16 protein-coding genes and 2 pseudogenes are annotated in these 17475 nt (G+C 71.3%); 5 read left to right on the forward strand and 13 right to left on the reverse strand.

Features of this window, described 5'->3' with window-relative positions; translation table 11 throughout:
• Positions 1-395 precede the first annotated feature (395 nt).
• Positions 396-860 (forward strand): helix-turn-helix transcriptional regulator, encoded by a 465-nt coding sequence (locus AC0666_RS02880; protein WP_478706957.1) that lies wholly within the window; start codon positions 396-398, stop codon positions 858-860.
• On the opposite strand, the gene AC0666_RS02885 is transcribed toward AC0666_RS02880, so the two are convergent.
• Entirely contained in the window at positions 794-1834 is a 1041-nt protein-coding gene (locus tag AC0666_RS02885) for a LysR family transcriptional regulator (protein WP_468963507.1), read from the reverse strand. The genes AC0666_RS02880 and AC0666_RS02885 overlap by 67 nt on opposite strands.
• 63 nt (positions 1835-1897) lie before the next feature.
• Between AC0666_RS02885 and AC0666_RS02890 the strand changes: the two genes are divergently transcribed.
• The 3 genes from AC0666_RS02890 to AC0666_RS02900 all read left to right on the forward strand — a co-directional run bounded on the left by AC0666_RS02890 (position 1898) and on the right by AC0666_RS02900 (position 5108).
• On the forward strand, positions 1898-3190 hold the full coding sequence (locus AC0666_RS02890) for an MFS transporter (RefSeq protein WP_468962995.1): 1293 nt from the start codon (positions 1898-1900) through the stop codon (positions 3188-3190).
• A 137-nt stretch (positions 3191-3327) separates the two neighbouring features.
• A complete protein-coding gene (locus AC0666_RS02895; RefSeq protein WP_478706997.1) occupies positions 3328-4026 on the forward strand; it encodes a L,D-transpeptidase family protein in 699 nt (232 codons plus the stop codon).
• A 74-nt stretch (positions 4027-4100) separates the two neighbouring features.
• Positions 4101-5108, forward strand: a complete 1008-nt coding sequence (locus AC0666_RS02900; protein WP_468962994.1) for a sigma-70 family RNA polymerase sigma factor — start codon at positions 4101-4103, stop codon at positions 5106-5108.
• Here AC0666_RS02900 and AC0666_RS02905 read toward each other — a convergent pair.
• The 10 genes and pseudogenes from AC0666_RS02905 to AC0666_RS02950 all read right to left on the reverse strand — a co-directional run.
• A complete protein-coding gene (locus AC0666_RS02905; RefSeq protein ID WP_468962992.1) occupies positions 5004-5345 on the reverse strand; it encodes an STAS domain-containing protein in 342 nt (113 codons plus the stop codon). The genes AC0666_RS02900 and AC0666_RS02905 overlap by 105 nt on opposite strands.
• A gap of 59 nt (positions 5346-5404) precedes the next feature.
• Positions 5405-5647 carry a Uma2 family endonuclease gene (locus AC0666_RS02910; protein ID WP_468962990.1) on the reverse strand — a complete coding sequence of 81 codons (243 nt, stop codon included), beginning with the start codon at positions 5645-5647 and terminating at the stop codon, positions 5405-5407.
• Positions 5648-5679: 32 nt separating this feature from the next.
• Positions 5680-6957: a thymidine phosphorylase gene (locus tag AC0666_RS02915; RefSeq protein ID WP_468582469.1), complete on the reverse strand. Its 1278-nt coding sequence runs from the start codon at positions 6955-6957 to the stop codon at positions 5680-5682.
• A gap of 90 nt (positions 6958-7047) precedes the next feature.
• Positions 7048-7437, reverse strand: coding sequence for a cytidine deaminase (locus tag AC0666_RS02920; RefSeq protein ID WP_361712160.1), 390 nt, complete (start codon positions 7435-7437; stop codon positions 7048-7050).
• A complete protein-coding gene (locus AC0666_RS02925; RefSeq protein ID WP_361712161.1) occupies positions 7434-8699 on the reverse strand; it encodes an ABC transporter permease in 1266 nt (421 codons plus the stop codon). Before AC0666_RS02925 ends, AC0666_RS02920 begins: the two co-directional genes overlap by 4 nt.
• Positions 8696-9811, reverse strand: coding sequence for an ABC transporter permease (locus AC0666_RS02930; protein WP_468582472.1), 1116 nt, complete (start codon positions 9809-9811; stop codon positions 8696-8698). The genes AC0666_RS02925 and AC0666_RS02930 overlap by 4 nt, the downstream gene beginning before the upstream one ends.
• The gene (locus tag AC0666_RS02935; RefSeq protein WP_361712269.1) at positions 9808-11412 is read right to left on the reverse strand and encodes an ABC transporter ATP-binding protein; all 1605 of its coding nucleotides are present in this window, start codon (positions 11410-11412) and stop codon (positions 9808-9810) included. The genes AC0666_RS02930 and AC0666_RS02935 overlap by 4 nt, the downstream gene beginning before the upstream one ends.
• Before the next feature lie 230 nt (positions 11413-11642).
• Complete coding sequence (locus AC0666_RS02940; RefSeq protein ID WP_468962988.1) at positions 11643-12701, reverse strand: BMP family lipoprotein; 1059 nt, start codon at positions 12699-12701, stop codon at positions 11643-11645.
• Positions 12702-12919: 218 nt separating this feature from the next.
• A complete protein-coding gene (locus tag AC0666_RS02945) occupies positions 12920-14164 on the reverse strand; it encodes an amidohydrolase (RefSeq protein WP_468963505.1) in 1245 nt (414 codons plus the stop codon).
• 137 nt (positions 14165-14301) lie between these two features.
• Positions 14302-14625, reverse strand: a pseudogene (locus tag AC0666_RS02950) (hypothetical protein); the annotation flags it as partial.
• Between the two features lies 1 nt (position 14626).
• Between AC0666_RS02950 and AC0666_RS02955 the strand changes: the two are divergent.
• Positions 14627-15054, forward strand: a pseudogene (locus AC0666_RS02955) (hypothetical protein); the annotation flags it as partial.
• 40 nt (positions 15055-15094) lie between these two features.
• Here the strand turns inward: AC0666_RS02955 and leuE are convergent.
• Positions 15095-15754: a leucine efflux protein LeuE gene (gene leuE / locus AC0666_RS02960; protein ID WP_468582477.1), complete on the reverse strand. Its 660-nt coding sequence runs from the start codon at positions 15752-15754 to the stop codon at positions 15095-15097.
• Between the two features lie 45 nt (positions 15755-15799).
• Positions 15800-17380: an acyl-CoA mutase large subunit family protein gene (locus AC0666_RS02965; RefSeq protein ID WP_468962986.1), complete on the reverse strand. Its 1581-nt coding sequence runs from the start codon at positions 17378-17380 to the stop codon at positions 15800-15802.
• Between the last annotated feature and the right edge of the window lie 95 nt (positions 17381-17475).

Here is a 17475-nt window from a genome sequence, read left to right on the forward strand (position 1 = left end):
CCGCGCTCCCCGTTCACCGCTGCCTCCACTGTGCCGGTCCGGCATATGCCGTAACCGCCGGTTCGGGCGTCGTCTTGCCGCCTTGCGGGAACACGAGGGTCTGTAAATCCGCACGTCGGGACGAATACGGCCATGCCAGCCGACGCAGTCGACCCCTCAAACGGAGGCGATCCGAGCCCCGCCGCCCGGCGGCTGTACGCGTTTGCCGTCGAGCGCCACTCCTTCGCCGCGGCGGAGGCCACCGCGGCCCTGGGTGCCCGCGCGGGTGCGACGATCACCGAGCCGGCCGCCGCCCATCTGCTTCAGCGGGCCCCCGGCAGCGGGCCGGAGCGGTGGTGCGCGGTGGCACCGCGGGCGGCGGCTGCCCGTGCGCTGCCCCCCCCCCGGCGCTGCTCGTGCGGGAGACCCACGACGAGATGGACCGGCTGCGGGGACGGCTGGAGACGCTGATCCCGGCGTACGAGGCCGGGGCGGCGCACCGCCAGCGCAGCAGCGCGGAGCAACTGGAGCTGGTCACCGACCTGGGTGCGGTGCGCGGGCCGAGCGTCGTGCACTTCATGACGTCCGCCTTCGAGCGGTCCTGGCCGGGGGCGGAGCCCTTCCCCACGACGGTGAGCCCGGACGCGGCGCGCTCGCTCTCCGACGAGCTGCGCCAGACGATCGTACGGCTGCTGTCGGAGGGGCTGGAGGACAAGGTGATCGCCCGCCGGCTCGGCATGTCGGAGCGCACCTGCCAGCGCCACATCGCGGAGATCATGCGGGCGGTGGGCGCCAAGTCCCGCTTCCAGGCGGGCTACTTGCTCTCCTTGCTCTCCGCCGCGGCTCCCGCACCGGTCCCGGACGGCAAGGCCGGGTCCTGACCGGGGCCGCCGGCCAGTTCGGGGATCAGCCGGCCGCGCCGGGACAGCAGGAAGCGTTTGAACTCGGCGACGGGCGGGGTGTCGGGGTGTCCGTCGAGCCAGGCCACGCCGATCTCGCGGACCGCGCGCGGGGCGGTCACCGTCAGCTCGACCACGCCGGGGCGGGGCACGGCGGGCGGTGGCAGCAGGGCCACGCCGAGGCCGGCCGCGACCAGCCCGCGCAGGGTCTCGGCCTCCTCGCCCTCGAAGGCCACCCGGGGGGTGAACCCGGCTTCGGCGCACAGGTCGTCGGTGATGCGGCGCAGGCCGTAGCCGGGCTCCAGGGTGACGAAGGTTTCCTCGGCGGCCTCCGCGAGGCGGATCCGCTTGCGGGTGGCGAGGCGGTGGTCGTCGGGAACGACCAGGCGCAGCCGCTGCTCGTCGAGGCGGCGGACCACCAGGTCGGGCGCATCGGGCAGGGGTGAGGTCAGGCAGAGGTCGAGCTCGCCGGCGCGCAGCCGCTCCAGCATGGCCTCGCCGTAGTTCTGCACCAGGGAGAAGCGCACCCGCGGGTGGTCGGCGCGGAAGGCCCGGATCAGGCCGGGTACGGTCTCGGGGCCGAGGGTGTGCAGGAAGCCGAACGCCACTTTTCCGTAGGCGGGATCGGCGTCCTGCTGGACGGATCCGGCGGCGCGGGCGATCTCGGCGAGGGCCTGCTCGGCCGAGGCCAGGAAGGTCCGGCCCGCGGTGGTGAGCGCCACCGTACGGCCCTTGCGGGCGAACAGCGTGACGCCGAGGTCCTCTTCGAGCCGGACCATGGCCCGCGACAGGGTGGACTGCGGGACGCCCAGCTCCTGCGCGGCACGGGTGACGTGCTCGTGGCGGGCGACGGCGGCGAAGTAGGCGAGGCGCGGGGCCAGCAGAGTTGTCACCGCCATGTCTTCTTCGTAACGGTTCGTTGACATGCGCCCCTCTGAGCTGTGCTGATGCGTCAGTGCATCGATTATCGCGAATTTGTGCATTGGACGCATGAAACGGGCCGGGTCTACGGTCGTTGCATGCCTCCCGCTCATACCGGGGCGCCCGTCATCCCGGGCGCCTCCACCTCGCTGTCCCCGCACCCCGCCGCAAACCCCGCGCCCCGCGCCCCCGGCCGCCCCGGCTACCGCCGGATGAGCCTTGCGCTCTTCGCCGCCGGACTGGCCACCTTCGCCCTCCTCTACTCCACCCAGGCGCTGCTGCCCGCGATCTCGGACGGCTTCGGCGTGACGGCGGGTCAGGCCAGCTGGACGGTGTCCGCGGCCACCGGGGCGCTCGCCCTGTTCGTCCTGCCGCTGAGCGCGCTGTCCGAGCGGTTCGGCCGGACCCGGATGATGACGGTGTCCATGGTCGTGGCCGTGGGCGTCGGACTGCTCGTGCCGTTCGCCCCGGGCCTGGAGTGGCTGGTGGCGCTGCGCGCCGTGCAGGGGGCGGCGATCGCCGGCATCCCGGCCTCCGCGATGGCCTACCTGGCGGAGGAGGTCGAGGCGAAGGCGCTGGTGGGCGCGATCGGCCTGTTCGTGGCCGGCAATTCCATCGGCGGCATGAGCGGCCGCCTGGTCACCGGCTGGGCCGCGCAGGCGTGGGGCTGGCGGGGCGGGCTCGCGGCCGTCGGCGCCATGGCGCTGCTCTGCGCGGTGGCCTTCCTGGTCCTGCTGCCCCGGGCGCGGTTCTTCCGCCCGGCCGGGGCGGCGCCGCGCGCGGTCGCCGCCGCCGTCGCCGGCCATCTGCGCGATCCGCTGCTGCTGCGGCTGTACGGGATCGGCGCGCTGTTCATGACGGTGTTCGGCGCCGTCTACACGGTGATCGGCTACCGGCTGGTGGAGGAGCCGTTCTCGCTCGGACAGGGCGTGGTCGGGTCGATCTTCCTGATCTACCTGGTGGGTACGGTCTCCTCGGCGGCGGCCGGGCGGCTGGTGGCCCGGGCCGGGCGGCGCGGCGCGCTGTACCTGGCGGTGACCACGACGGCCCTGGGGCTGCTGTTCTCGCTGTCGGACCGGCTGCCCGCGGTCCTGCTCGGACTGGTCCTGATCACCGCGGGCTTCTTCGCGGGGCACGCGGTGGCGTCCGCGGCGGTCAGCCGGACGGCGAAGACGGCCCGCGCGCAGGCCTCGGCGCTGTACCAGTCGGCGTACTACCTCGGCTCCAGCGCGGGGGGCACGCTCGGCGCGCTCGCCTACCACGGGGCGGGCTGGGCGGCCACGGTGGGCATCGCCCTGCTGGCGGTCCTCGGCGTCGTGTCGATCACCTTGTACGGCTCCCGCGCGGCCCGTGCCGAGCGGCGCCACACCTCGCTGGCCGCCGCGCGCTGATACGACCGGGCGCGTACCCGCCCGTACGGCAGGGGTACGAGGTGATTTACGGAGCCCGGAGGCCAACCCGCTCCGGGCTCCGGCGCGTTGCGCCTTCCCGCCGGGAAGAAGTGGGGCGGGAGGCCGACATGACATCCATGCGGGTGCGTACGAAGCGACACGGGGCGGCACTGGTCTGCGCGGCGGCGGCGTTGGCGGCGCCGCTGGTGGCCGTCGGGGGCGGGACGGCGCAGGCCGCCTCCTGCAACCTGACCACCGGGCCGTACCAGCGGCAGGTCGAGCAGTTCCTGGGGCGGCCGGTCGACGGGAGGCAGTCGGCGGCGGACTGCAGTGCCGTCCGGTCGTTCCAGGCCGCACACGGCATCACCCCGACCGCGGGCTACGCCGGACCGCTGACCTGGCAGACGATGAGCACGATGCTGGCCCAGCGGGCGGCGGGTACCACCCCCAACCGGGACGGCAGCTGCCCGGTGAACCTCGGGCGGATCGCCTGCGTGGACCTGACCCGCCAGCTCAGCTGGGTCCAGGACGGCGCCGCTCTCCGCTACGGCCCGGTCACGGTGCGCACCGGCAAGGACGGCACCGAGACCCGGACGGGCCTGAAGAAGATCTACTACCGCAGCATCGACCACTGGTCGACGCTCTACGACGTGGCGATGCCCTACGCGCAGTTCTTCGACGGGGGCATCGCCTTCCACTCCACCACGAAGAGCATGTGGAACCCGCCGGGCTCGGGCGGCTGCGTGAACATGCGGGCCGCCGACGCCAAGGCGTACTGGAACCTGCTCGGGAACGGTGACGACGTGTACGTGTACGGTCGCAAGCCGGGCACGTAGGCGCTTCCGGCTGCCGTTGTCGGACCCCTCGGGTAGTTTCCGAGGTATCGGACCGAGCTGGGGGAACGACAGCCATGAGCGACCTCGCCACCACACCACCGGAGCTGGACCTGGATGCGGCGATGGACCGCTACCGGGTCGAGCTCACCGGCTACTGCTACCGCATGCTCGGCTCGTCCTTCGACGCCGAGGACGCGGTGCAGGACACGTACGTCCGCGCCTGGCGCAGCCACGAGAAGTTCGAGGGCCGCTCCTCGCTGCGGTCGTGGCTGTACCGGATCGCCACGAACGTCTGCCTGGACCTGCTGAGCGCCGGGAAGAAGCGGGCCCGCCCGATGGATCTGAGCGCCCCGCAGCACCAGGCCTCCGCCGTGCTGAACGAGCGGCCCGAGGTGACCTGGCTGGAGCCGGTGCCCGACGCGCGGGTGGTCCCGCAGACCGCGGACCCGGCGGAGATGGCGCTGGCGAAGGAATCCGTGCGGCTGGCGTTCGTCGCGGCCCTCCAGCACCTGCCGGCGAAGCAGCGGGCGGTGCTGATCCTGCGCGAGGTGCTGGCCTGGAAGGCGGACGAGGTCGCGACGCTGCTGGACACGACGGTGGCCTCGGTGAACAGCGCCCTCCAGCGGGCCCGGGCCACGCTGGCCGGCCGGCACATCCGGGAGAGCGAGCCGGCGGACCCGCTGGACGCGGACCAGGCGAAGCTGCTGGAGCAGTACCTGTCCGCCTTCGAGGCGTACGACATCTCGCGCCTGACCACGCTGCTCCACGAGGACGCGGTGCTGTCGATGCCGCCATTCGACCTGTGGCTCCAGGGGCGTGCCGACATCGCGGCCTGGCACCTGAACCAGGGCATCGGCTGCAAGGGCTCGCGCCTCGTCCCGACCACGGCCAACGGTCTGCCGGCCTTCGGCCAGTACCGGCCGCGGGAGGACGGGACGCCGGGGCACGTCCCGTGGGCGCTCCAGGTGCTGGAGGTTTCAGAGGGCAGGATCGTCGGGCTCAATGCCTTCCTGGACACCGCCCGCTGGTTCCCCCTCTTCGGCCTCCCCGAGGAGCTCGACGAGTCCGACGAGCTCCAGTAGGGCCCGCAGCCGGGGCGCGGCCCCGTGCACGGCGAGACCCCGCCCGCACCCCTTGGCGGTCTGCCGGAGCCTGGCCAGTACCTCGACGGCGCCGAGCCCGGGCGCGGTGACGGCGGCGGCGTCGCACACCACCGCGTGTGCGCCGTCCTCGTACAGCCGGGACAGGCGCGTGCACAGGGGTACGGCGTCGCGCGCGGTCGGGCTGGGTCCGGGCAGCACGAGTCGGATGGTCTCCACGAGAGGGTGACTGCCCGGGCCGCCGGAAATCATCGGTGGGCCGTGGGCCGCCCACTGCGCTACGGGTGGGAGAAGCCGAAGGTGTCGAGAGTGAGGCCGAACGGCTCGGGGAGACGGACGCTCTCGCCGAACTTGCCCGCGTGGAGGACGCGGTACTTGCCGTCGTCGGGCTCGCCGTAGAGGTGGATGGTGGGACTGCCCGTCGCGTGCGGGTCGATGAGCAGGTAGAGCGGTACGCCCGCCGCGGCGTAGCCGTTCAGCTTGGAGACCCAGCATGCCGAACGGGACCGGTGGTGGTCCACCGGTCCCGTTCAGCCGCACGAGTGAGTGCAGGTCAGGCGATGCGGTCCAGGACGATCGGGTTCGGCGTGAACGGCGTGCCCGCCGGGGCGATGTCGTGCGAGCCCTCCAGCGCGGCCAGCGCGTACTCGAACTTCTCCGGAGTGTCGGTGTGCAGGGTCATCAGCGGCTGGCCCGCGGTCACCGTGTCGCCCGGCTTCGCGTGCAGTTCGATGCCCGCGCCCGCCTGCACCGGGTCCTCCTTGCGGGCGCGGCCCGCGCCCAGGCGCCAGGCGCCGACGCCCACGGCGTACGCGTCGAGCCGGGTCAGGACGCCCGAAGCCGCGGCGGTGACGACGTGCTGCTCGCGGGCCACCGGGAGGGCCGCGTCGGGGTCGCCGCCCTGGGCCGCGATCATCCGGCGCCAGTGGTCCATCGCGGAGCCGTCGGCCAGGGCCTTGGCCGGGTCGGCGTCCTTGATGCCCGCCGCCTCCAGCATCTCCTTGGCCAGCGCGATGGTCAGCTCGACCACGTCGGCCGGGCCGCCGCCCGCCAGGACCTCCACCGACTCGCGGACCTCCAGCGCGTTGCCCGCGGTGAGGCCGAGCGGCGTGGACATGTCGGTGAGCAGGGCCACGGTCTTGACGCCCGAGTCGGTGCCCAGGCCGACCATGGTCCGCGCGAGCTCGCGCGCGTCCTCGATGTTCTTCATGAAGGCGCCGCTGCCGACCTTGACGTCCAGGACGAGCGAGCCCGTGCCCTCGGCGATCTTCTTCGACATGATCGAGGAGGCGATCAGCGGAATGGCCTCCACCGTGCCCGTCACGTCGCGCAGGGCGTACAGCTTCTTGTCGGCGGGCGCGAGGCCGTCGCCGGCCGCACAGATGACCGCGCCCGTGGTGTCCAGGACGTGCAGCATCTCCTCGTTGGACAGCAGTGCGCGCCAGCCCGGGATGGACTCCAGCTTGTCGAGGGTGCCGCCGGTGTGGCCCAGGCCCCGGCCGGACAGCTGCGGCACGGCCGCGCCGCAGGCGGCGACGAGCGGGGCCAGCGGCAGGGTGATCTTGTCACCGACACCGCCGGTGGAGTGCTTGTCGGCGGTGGGGCGGGACAGGGAGTCGAAGTTCATCCGCTCGCCCGAGGCGATCATCGCGGCGGTCCACCGCGCGATCTCGGCCCGGTTCATGCCGTTGAGCAGGATGGCCATCGCCAGGGCCGACATCTGCTCGTCGGCCACGACACCGCGGGTGTAGGCGTCGATGACCCAGTCGATCTGCTCGGGGCTCAGCTCGCCGCGGTCCCGCTTGGTACGGATGACGGAGATGACGTCCATGTGGTGCTTCCTTCTACGCGCATAGAGATGAGGGGAAAGACGGAAGGGCGACGGCCCTCCGCCCCGCGGGGCGAAGGGCCGTCGACACGGCTATCTCAGGTGGTCCGGCCCGAAGGCCTGCGGCAGCATCGCCGAGAGCGGCATGACGCCCTCCGGCGTCTCCACCTGGAGTTCGGGGCCGCCGAACTCGAAGAGCAGCTGGCGGCAGCGCCCGCACGGGACGAGGATCTCCCCCTTGCCGTCCACGCACGTGAAGTGCGTCAGGCGGCCGCCGCCGGTGGCCTGGAGGGCGGAGACCAGTCCGCACTCGGCGCACAGGCCGAGCCCGTAACTCGCGTTCTCGACGTTGCAGCCGACCACGGTGCGGCCGTCGTCCACGAGGGCGGCGACACCGACCGGGAAGCCCGAGTACGGAGCGTACGCCCGGGACATGGCCTCCCGGGCGGCGGCCCGCAGGGCCTCCCAGTCCACGCTGGTCACTTGCCCTGGCCCTTGCGGTAGGGCAGACCGTCGGCCTTGGGCATCCGCAGCCGCTGCGCCGACAGGGCGAGCACGAGCAGCGTCGTCAGGTACGGGGCCGCGTCCACGAACTGGCTGGGCACGGCATCCGTCAGCGCGTACCAGAGGAACAGGCCGGCCGAGCAAGCCGCCGAGATGCCGGCCTGGAGGTACTTCTTCTTGTACAGCTGCCAGGCGACGACCAGTACGAGGAGGATCGCGAGGAGCAGCAGCATCGCGTGGACGTTCTGGGCGCCACCGCGCAGCTTGAGGCTGTCGGTGAAGCCGAAGAGGCCGGCGCCCAGGGCCATGCCGCCCGGCATCCAGTTACCGAAGATCATCGCGGCGAGACCGATGTAGCCGCGGCCTCCGGTCTGGCCCTCCTGGTAGATCGGACTGGCGACCTCGGAGAGGAAGACGCCGCCGAGGCCCGCCAGGGCGCCCGAGACGATCACGGCGATGTACTTGTACTTGTAGACGTTGACGCCCAGCGACTCCGCGGCGATCGGGTTCTCCCCGCAGGAGCGCAGGCGCAGGCCGAAGGTGGTCCGCCACAGCACCCACCAGGTGCCCGGGATGAGCAGCAGCGCGACGACGGTCAGCAGGGACAGCTCGGTGACCAGGCCGCCGATGACGCCGGCGAGGTCGGAGACGAAGAACCAGTGCTTGGCCTGGAGGTCGGACATCCAGTCCGACAGCCCAGGGATGGTGATCTTGTAGATCGGCTCGATGCGCGGCGACTGCTTGGAGGAGCCGCCGGGCGCCTCGGCGAAGGTGAAGTTCGACAGGTACTGGGTGAAGCCCAGCGCCAGGATGTTCACGGCCACACCGGAGACGATGTGGTTGACGTTGAACGTGACGGTGATGATCGCGTGCAGCAGGCCGCCGATGGCGCCGCCGGCGATGCCCATCGCGACACCGGTCCACGGGCCCCACTGGTAGCCGGCCCAGGCACCGAACCAGGTGCCGAGGATCATCATGCCCTCAAGGCCGATGTTGACCACGCCCGCACGCTCGGCCCACAGACCGCCGAGGCCGGCGAGGCCGATCGGGACGGCGAGCTGAAGTGCGCCGGAGACCTGGCCGACGGAGGTCAGGTCGTTGGCGCCGCTGATCAGGCGGACCAGCGAGATCAGCGCGAGGCCGCCCGCGATGATCAGCAGGATCCAGGGCAGGGTGAGCTTCTTGCGGCCGCCCGACTTCTTCGGGGCGGCACTCGTCGCGGAGACGGTGCTGGTGCTCACGCCGCGACCTCCTTCTCGGTCTTGATGGCGTGGCCTGCGGCCAGCTCCTCGCCGACCTTCTGCTGCTGGCGGCGGATGCCGTAGCGGCGTACGAGCTCGTACGAGACGACGACCGCGATCACGATCAGGCCCTTCATGATCGTGCCGATCTCCTTCGCGTAGCCGGCCGTGTCGAGCGAGGCCGAGGCCTTGTCGATGAAGGCCATCAGGAACGCGGCGAAGAGGATGCCGATCGGGCTGTTGCGCCCGAGCAGCGCGATGGTGATGCCGGTGAAGCCGACGCCGACCGGGAAGGACAGGCTGTACGTGTGGCTCTCGCCCAGCAGCACCGGCATGCCGGCGAGGCCGGCGACGGCACCGGAGATGAGCATCGAGGTGATGATCATCTTCTTGGCGTCCACACCTGAGGCCTGGGCGGCGGACTCGCTGGCGCCGGTGGCACGCAGGTCGAAGCCGAAGCGGGTGCGGTTGAGCACGAACCAGTAGACGATGCCGAGGGCGAAGGCGATGAAGGTGAAGCCGTAGATCTCCAGGCCGTCACCGAGCGAGACGGCCGGGAACCAGCCGGCCTCCGGGATGTCGCCGGTGGTCAGGTCGTTGGAGCCGGCCGGCTGGACACCGAGGTTCTTCGGCAGGATCAGCCAGGCGATCAGGCTGGTCGCGATCGCGTTGAGCATGATCGTGGAGACGACCTCGCTCACACCGCGGCGGGCCTTGAGGATGCCGGCGATACCGGACCAGAAGGCGCCGACGCACATCGCGACGACCACGATCAGCAGGATCTGCAGCGGGCCGGGCAGCGTGACGGCCGCGCCGACGACGGCGGACAGCATCGCCGCCAGGCGGTACTGCCCGTCGACGCCGATGTTGAAGAGGTTCATGCGGAAGCCGATGGCCACGGCCAAGGCCGCCAGGTAATACGTGCCGGCCTGGTTCACGATGAGGACCTGCACGTCCTCGTAGCCGGCGTTCTCCACCATCAGGCGCAGCGGCTCGATCGGGTCCACGCCCGTCGCGGCCAGCACGACCATGGTCAGCAGGAAGGCGGTGACCAGAGCGAGTGCGGGCCCGGCGAAGCCGAGGAGCAGCCGGTCCTTGTCGAATTTCTTCATCGGGCCTCGTCCTCCGGGGAGTCGGTACCAGCGTCGGTACCGGCGGCGGAGCGGTTGTCGGGGGCTTCCAGGTGCCCGGAGGCGGCGCCCGTCATGGCGGTGCCGAGCTCCTCGGGGGTGACGGTCGCGGGGTCGGCGTCCGCGACCAGGCGGCCGCGGTAGATGACGCGCAGGGTGTCGGACAGGCCGATCAGCTCGTCCAGGTCCGCGGAGATGAGCAGGACGGCCAGGCCCTCGCGGCGGGCCTCGCGGATCGCGTCCCAGATCTGCGCCTGCGCACCGACGTCCACACCGCGCGTGGGGTGGGCGGCGATGAGGAACTTGGGATTGTGGCTCATCTCGCGGCCGACGATCAGCTTCTGCTGGTTGCCGCCGGAGAGGGAGGCCGCGGTGACCTCGATACCGGGCGTGCGGACGTCGTATTCGCGCACGATCCGCTCGGTGTCCTTGCGGGCGGCCTTCGGGTCGATGATGCCGCGCTTGGAGTTGGGCTGCTCGGTGACGTGGCCCAGGATGCGGTTCTCCCACAGCGGGGACTCCAGCAGCAGGCCGTGCCGGTGGCGGTCCTCGGGGATGTAGCCGATGCCGCCCTCGCGGCGCTTGCGCGTCGCCAGGGTGGAGATGTCCGTGCCGTCCAGCGTGATGGTGCCGCCGTCCGGGATGCTCATGCCCATCAGTGCCTCGATGAGCTCGGTCTGGCCGTTGCCCTCGACACCGGCGATGCCCAGCACCTCACCCTTGTGGATGGTGAAGTCGATGCCGGCCAGTACCTCGCGGACGATGCCTTCCGGGTCGGTGGCGGCCAGCCGCAGGTCCTCGACGCGGAGCATCGGCGTGCTGGTGACCGTGGACTCGCGGGTCTCGGGGGAGGGCAGTTCGGAGCCGACCATCAACTCGGCGAGCTGCTTGGTGGTCGTGGTGCGCGGATCGGCGGTGCCGACCGTGGTGCCGCGGCGGATGACGGTGATGTCGTCGGCGACCTTCAGCACCTCGCCCAGCTTGTGCGAGATGAAGATGACGGTCAGGCCTTCGGCCTTGAGCTCGCGCAGGTTGTCGAAGAGCGCGTCCACCTCCTGCGGCACGAGCACGGCGGTCGGCTCGTCGAGGATGAGGATCTTGGCTCCGCGGTAGAGGACCTTGAGGATCTCCACGCGCTGCCGGTCGGCCACGCCCAGGTCCTCGACCAAGGCGTCGGGGCGCACGCCGAGGCCGTACGCGTCCGAGATCTCCTTGATCTTCTTGCGGGCCTTGGCACCGATGCCGTACAGCTTCTCGCCGCCGAGGACGACGTTCTCCAGGACGGTGAGGTTGTCGGCGAGCATGAAGTGCTGGTGGACCATGCCGATGCCGCGGGCGATGGCGTCGCCGGGGCTGCTGAAGGAGACCTGCTCCCCGTCGATGGCGATGGTGCCCTCGTCCGGCTTCTGCATGCCGTAGAGGATCTTCATCAGGGTCGACTTGCCGGCGCCGTTCTCACCGACAAGGGCGTGGACCGTGCCCTTGCGGACGGTGATCGCGATGTCCTTGTTGGCGACGACGCCGGGGAAGCGCTTGGTGATGCCGTGCAGTTCGACTGCGGGGGGCGGGCTGGACGCGTTGATGACGCACTCTCCTTGGCGCGGAAGGAGCTGGAAAGCCGGAAGGCAGGGGAGGACAGGGCGGTTGGAGAAGGTATCGCGTCCACGATGCCTCTACGCGCGTAGCACTGTCAGAAGTGAAAACTTGCAGCCAACGGGCCACAAGGAACACCGTAGAACACGGCTCGGGGCCCGGGAGCGGCAGAGACCGCTTCCCGGACCCCGGAGACCACTACTGCATGTCAGGAACTGCCTTACGGCGCGGTCTTGACGGTGATCTTCTTGGCGATGATGTCGGCCTTCGCCTTCTCGACCGCGGCGATGACGTCGGCCATCGTCTTGTACTCGGGGTTGGAGTCGGCCAGGCCGACACCGTTCTTGTCCAGGCCGTAGCGGATCTCACCGCTCTCCGGCTTGCCGTCCTTGACGGACTTGATCAGGTCGAAGACGGCCGCGGAGACGTCCTTGGTGACCGAGGTCAGGATGTGCTCCTTGTACTTCGACAGACCGGCCTGGTTGTACTGGTCGGAGTCGACGCCGATGGCCCACTTGCCCTTGCCGGCGGTGGCCTCGATGGCACCGGAACCGGCCAGACCGGCGGCGGCGTAGACCACGTCGGCGCCCGCGTCGAGCTGGCCCTGCGCGGCGGCCTTGCCGAGGTCGGGCTTGGAGAAGCCACCGAAGTCCGGCGGCTGGGTCAGGTAGGCGGACAGCACCTTGGCGTTCGGGTTGGTGTCCTTGACGCCCTGGGTGTAGCCGGCTTCGAACTTCTTGATCAGCGGGACCTCGACACCGCCGATGAAGCCGACCGTGCCGGTCTTGGACGCCTTGGCGGCGGCGACGCCGGCCAGGTAGGAGCCCTGCTCCTCGTTGAAGACCAGGTTCGCGATGTTCGCGCCGGTGACCGAGGTGTCGTCGATGATGCCGAACGTGGTGTTCGGGAACTTCGGGGCGACCTTCTTGATGGCCGGGGCGTAGGAGAAGCCGACGCCGATGACCGGGTTCGAACCCTTGCGGGCCAGCTCGGTGAGGCGCTGGACCTTGTCGGCCTCGCCCTCGCCCTCGGTGGGCTCGGCCTCGCTGCCCTTGACGCCCAGCTCCTTCTCGGCCTTCTCCAGGCCGGCGAAGGCGGCGTCGTTGAACGACTGGTCGCCGCGGCCGCCGATGTCGTACGCGATGGCGGTGGTGGATTCCTTCGTGGCGGAGGACGAAGATCCGGTGTCCGAAGACTTCTTTCCGCCACAGGCGGTGGCCGAGAGGGCCAGCGCCGCGGACGCGATGCCCACGGTGGCGATCCTGGTGATCCGGCGCAAGGGGAGGCTCCTTCAAAACCTGACCGAAGCGCCACGACCGGCGCTGGTTTCGCGGCGATCGTAACGCGCGTAGATGTCAGTTAAAGGCCCGTTCATGAGTCGTTATCGGATCGTCGCGAACCGGACAGTGACCGATCAGTAACTCCTCATGCGTCCAGCCCTTGTGCACCAAGGGCTGGACAGCTGCGACAGGCGCCGCTCAGATGTTGTACGGAGTACTACCCGATCGGCCTCGTACGGCGCCCGTCGAGCAGGGCGGCGGCCGTGAAGAACTCCACGCCGACGGCGATGGCCGACTCGTCGACGTCGAAGTCACCCCGGTGCAGGTCCCGCTTGGCGCTGTCGCCGGGAGTGCGGACCCCCAGCCGGGCCATGGCCCCCGGGACGTGCTCCAGGTACCAGGAGAAGTCCTCGCCGCCCAGGCTCTGCTCGGTGTCCTCGACGGACTCCGGGCCGAGCCGGGAGGCCATGGCCTCCCGCAGCAGTTCGGCGACCATCGGATCGTTGACCACGGGGGGCACCCCGCGCACGTAGGTGATCTCCGACTTGGCCCGGTGCACGGAGGCGATCTCGTCGATGGCCGCGTGGATCTGGTCGGGGGCCTCGTGCCAGGCGTTCAGGTCCAGGCACCGGATGGTTCCGGACAGCTCCGCGCGCATCGGGATCACGTTGCAGGCGTGCCCCGACTCGATCCGGCCCCAGGTGACCGACATGCCGGAGCGGGCGTCCATCCGGCGCGACAGGACGGCGGGCAGGTCGACGGCGACCCGGGCGGCGGCCGTGACCAGGTCGGTGGTCAGGTGCGGCCGGGCGGTGTGGCCGCCGGGGCCCTCCAGGGTGACCTCCAGGCGGTCGCACGCCGAGGTGATGGGGCCGGGCCGCAGGCCGATCCGCCCCGCGTCGACCCGCGGGTCGCAGTGCACCGCCACGATCTTGCCCACGCCGTCCAGCACCCCGGACTCGATGGCGTCGGTGGCTCCGCCGGGCAGGACCTCCTCGGCGGGCTGGAAGAGCAGCCGCACGGGCCGGGGCAGCAGGCCCTGCCGGTCGAGCTCGGCGAGGACGAGGCCGGCGCCGAGGACGACGGCGGTGTGCACGTCGTGGCCGCAGGCGTGGGCGCGGTCCGGGAAGGTGGAGCGGTACGCCACGTGGGTCTTGGCGTCCGGAATGGGCAGGGCGTCGATGTCCGCGCGCAGGGCCAGCATCGGCCGGCCCCCGTCCCAGGTGCCCACGTCACAGATCAGCCCGGTTCCGGATTTCAGCACCTGCGGGCGCAGGCCGGCTTGCTCCAGCCGGGCCTTGATCGCCGCCGTGGTGCGGAACTCCTGGTGTCCTAGCTCGGGATGCATGTGCAAGTCCCGGCGGAAGGCGATCAGTTCGGCACGCAGGTGGTCCGGAAGCTTGCCGGGCAGCTCGGGCCGGTCGGGCGTGCCGGGCAGGGCGGTCTGGGACTCGCGGGACATCAACTGGTTCACCCGTTGAAGGGTAGGCGCACGGATGGCCCAAATGGCTGGAGATCACCAAAAGTTCATGCCGTTAGGGGAAAAAAACCAGACCTCTGGACGCATGACCGGATGCGCCGGAGGGTAAACTCGTGCGCTCATCCGGCCGCAGAGGCCGTCCGGGCAGGGAGTCTGCGCACATCACGGGCGCTCGCCGTGACCCCGGCGAGGAACGTGCGGGCGCGCGGCGAGGCGGAGCCGGTGAGCCAGGCCGGGTCCACATCGCATACGGCGACGGTCACACCGGTTCCGGTCAGGGCGTACGGCAGGGTGTGGACGACCGTGGACGGGAAGCTGACGATCGTCCGGCCGACGGGTCCGCGCCGGGCGATCAGCTCCAGCGGCAGGTCCGGCCGTACGATCTCCAGCCCGCTCGCCACGCTCAGCGCGCGCAGTGTCTCCGGGGATTCCCGGCGGTGCGCCGCCGCCCCCCTGTACGGGCTGTCGGTCGCCCGTACCGGGACCGAGGCCGTACTGGCCCGCCTCGCCCCCTACCAGAACAGCAACCGGATCCCGCTGACCGTGGTGGACGCGCTGCTGCCGCCGCTCGCGGACGCCGAAGCGGTCGCGCGGGGAGCCCGCCCGGCCCCGACCGGGTCGCGGCCGAGCTGACGGGACTCCTCACGGCCGTCGGCTTCACCATGCAGCCGCAGGTCCTGGCGGCCCGGCGGCCGGAGGCCGAGGCCTACCTCGCCCGGCACCTGGACGACCGGACCCGGCGCTACTTCAAGCGGCGGCGGCTGACCGCCCTCGGCCTGCCGGGCGGGATCCCGGCCCGGCTGTCGTTCCTCCCGCACAACCCGGTCGTCCGCCGGGCGGTGCGCCGGCTGCGCGCGGCCCGCCCGAGGTGAGCGCCGCAGCGGCGGGCGGCCCCGCGGCCGCGCGGACTGCTCAACCGGTGGCGAGCTTGGCGGCGAAGCCGAGGAAGAGCACACCGGCCGCCGAGGTCGCCCCGGCGGACAGCCGCTTGCGGCGGCGGAAGGCCGCGGCCAGGCGGGTGCCGCCGAATATCAGCAGGGTCAGGTAGAGGAAGCTGCCGAGCTGGAGCAGCGTGCCCAGCAGGAGGAAGGACAGCGCCGGGTAGGCGTACGCGGGGTCGACGAACTGCACGAAGAAGGAGACCAGGAACAGGATCGCCTTGGGGTTGAACAGGCTGATGAGCAGCGCCCGCCGGTAGGGGCGCTCCAGCTCCCCGGCGTCCGCCTCGGGACCGGTCTCCTCTTCGGACCGCTCGGACCGCTCGGTCCGCGACCGCCACAGCGCCCACGCGCCGCGCATCATCCCCACGGCGAGCCAGGTCAGGTACCCGGCCCCCAGCAGCTTGACGATGCCGAACAGCACGGGGCTGGTCTGGAGCAGCGCCCCTGCGCCTCCGGCGGCGAGCGCCATGAGCACGGCGTCCCCGCTGAACACCCCGGCGGCGGCCTTGTACCCGGTGCGCACTCCGCGCCGCGCGGCGACGGAGAGCACGTAGAGCGAGTTCGGCCCCGGCAGCAGAATGATCAGGACGAGCCCGAGGAGGTAGGTCGGCAGATCGGTGACACCCAGCATGGGCAGGAGTGTCCCATGGGCTTGCACCTGTCCCGCCACTGCATTTCACCATGTGGATGCGGCCGGCTCGTAGGCTCCCCATACCTCACGGAGGGCATTGCAGACCTCGCCCACCGTGGCCCGGGCGCTCAGGGCCTGCTTCATCGGGTACAGAACGTTGTCCGTGCCCGCCGCCGCCTCCTGCAGGGCCGCGAGGGCCGAGGCGACCGCCGCCGCGTCGCGGGTGGCGCGCAGCTCGGCCAGGGCCGCGCGCTGGCGGGTCTCGATCGACGGGTCCACGCGCAGCGGCTCGTAGCGTTCCTCCTGGTCCAGGGCGAAGCGGTTGACCCCGACGACCACGCGCTCGCCGCTGTCGGTCTCCCGCGCGATGCGGTAGGCGCTCCGCTCGATCTCCGCCTTCTGGAAGCCGGCCTCGATCGCGGCGACCGCCCCGCCCATGTCCTCGACGCGCCGCATCAGCGCCAGCGCCGCCTCCTCCACCTCGTCCGTCATCCGCTCGACCGCGTAGGAGCCGGCGAACGGGTCCACGGTGTGCGGCACGTCCGTCTCGTACGCCAGCACCTGCTGGGTGCGCAGCGCCAGCCGGGCCGCCTTCTCCGTCGGCAGTGCGATCGCCTCGTCGAAGGAGTTGGTGTGCAGCGACTGGGTGCCGCCCAGCACGGCGCCCAGCGCCTGCACGGCCACCCGTACGAGGTTCAGCTCGGGCTGCTGCGCCGTCAGCTGGACCCCTGCCGTCTGCGTGTGGAAGCGCAGCATCAGCGACTTCGGGTCCCGGGCGCCGAACTCCTCCCGCATGACCCGGGCCCAGATCCGCCGGGCGGCCCGGAACTTGGCGACCTCCTCCAGCAGGGTGGTGCGGGCGACGAAGAAGAAGGACAGCCGGGGGGCGAATTCGTCCACCGCCATCCCGGCGGCCAGGGCCGTACGGACGTACGCGATGCCGTCGGCGAGGGTGAAGGCGATCTCCTGTGCGGGCGAGGCCCCGGCCTCGGCCATGTGGTAGCCGGAGATGGAGATGGTGTTCCAGCGCGGGACCGCGGCGCGGCAGTACGCGAAGGTGTCGGCCGTCAGCCGGAGCGAGGGCCCGGGCGGGAAGATGTACGTCCCCCGGGCGATGTACTCCTTGAGGACGTCGTTTTGGATGGTCCCGGTCAGCTTCCCGCCGCCGATCCCCTGCTCCTCGGCCACCAGCTGGTACAGCAGCAGCAGGAGGGCCGCCGGAGCGTTGATGGTCATCGAGGTGGAGACCCGGTCGAGGGGGATCCCGTCGAACAGCACCCGCATGTCGTCGAGGGAGTCGATCGCGACGCCGACCTTGCCGACCTCGCCATGGGCGAGCGGGGCGTCCGAGTCGTGCCCCATCTGGGTCGGCAGGTCGAAGGCGACGGACAGGCCGGTGCCGCCGCCCGCGATGAGCTGGCGGTAGCGGGCGTTGGACTCGGCGGCGGTCCCGAACCCGGCGTACTGCCGCATGGTCCACGGCTTGCCGGTGTACATCGTCGGGTAGATCCCCCGCGTGTATGGATACGCCCCTGGTTCACCCAGTTTGGCCTCCGGGTCCCACCCCGTCAGATCGCCCGGCCCGTAGACCGGTTCGATGGGAAATCCGCTCTCGGTTCCTGCCATGTGACGAAACCCTCCATGGAGCAAACGGGTCCGGGGCTGATACAACCTCCTCCGTCCACCGCTGGGGAGGCCGGGGCAGCTGGTCACAATGGCGC

This window comes from Streptomyces sp. NPDC043680 (genome assembly GCF_056436685.1).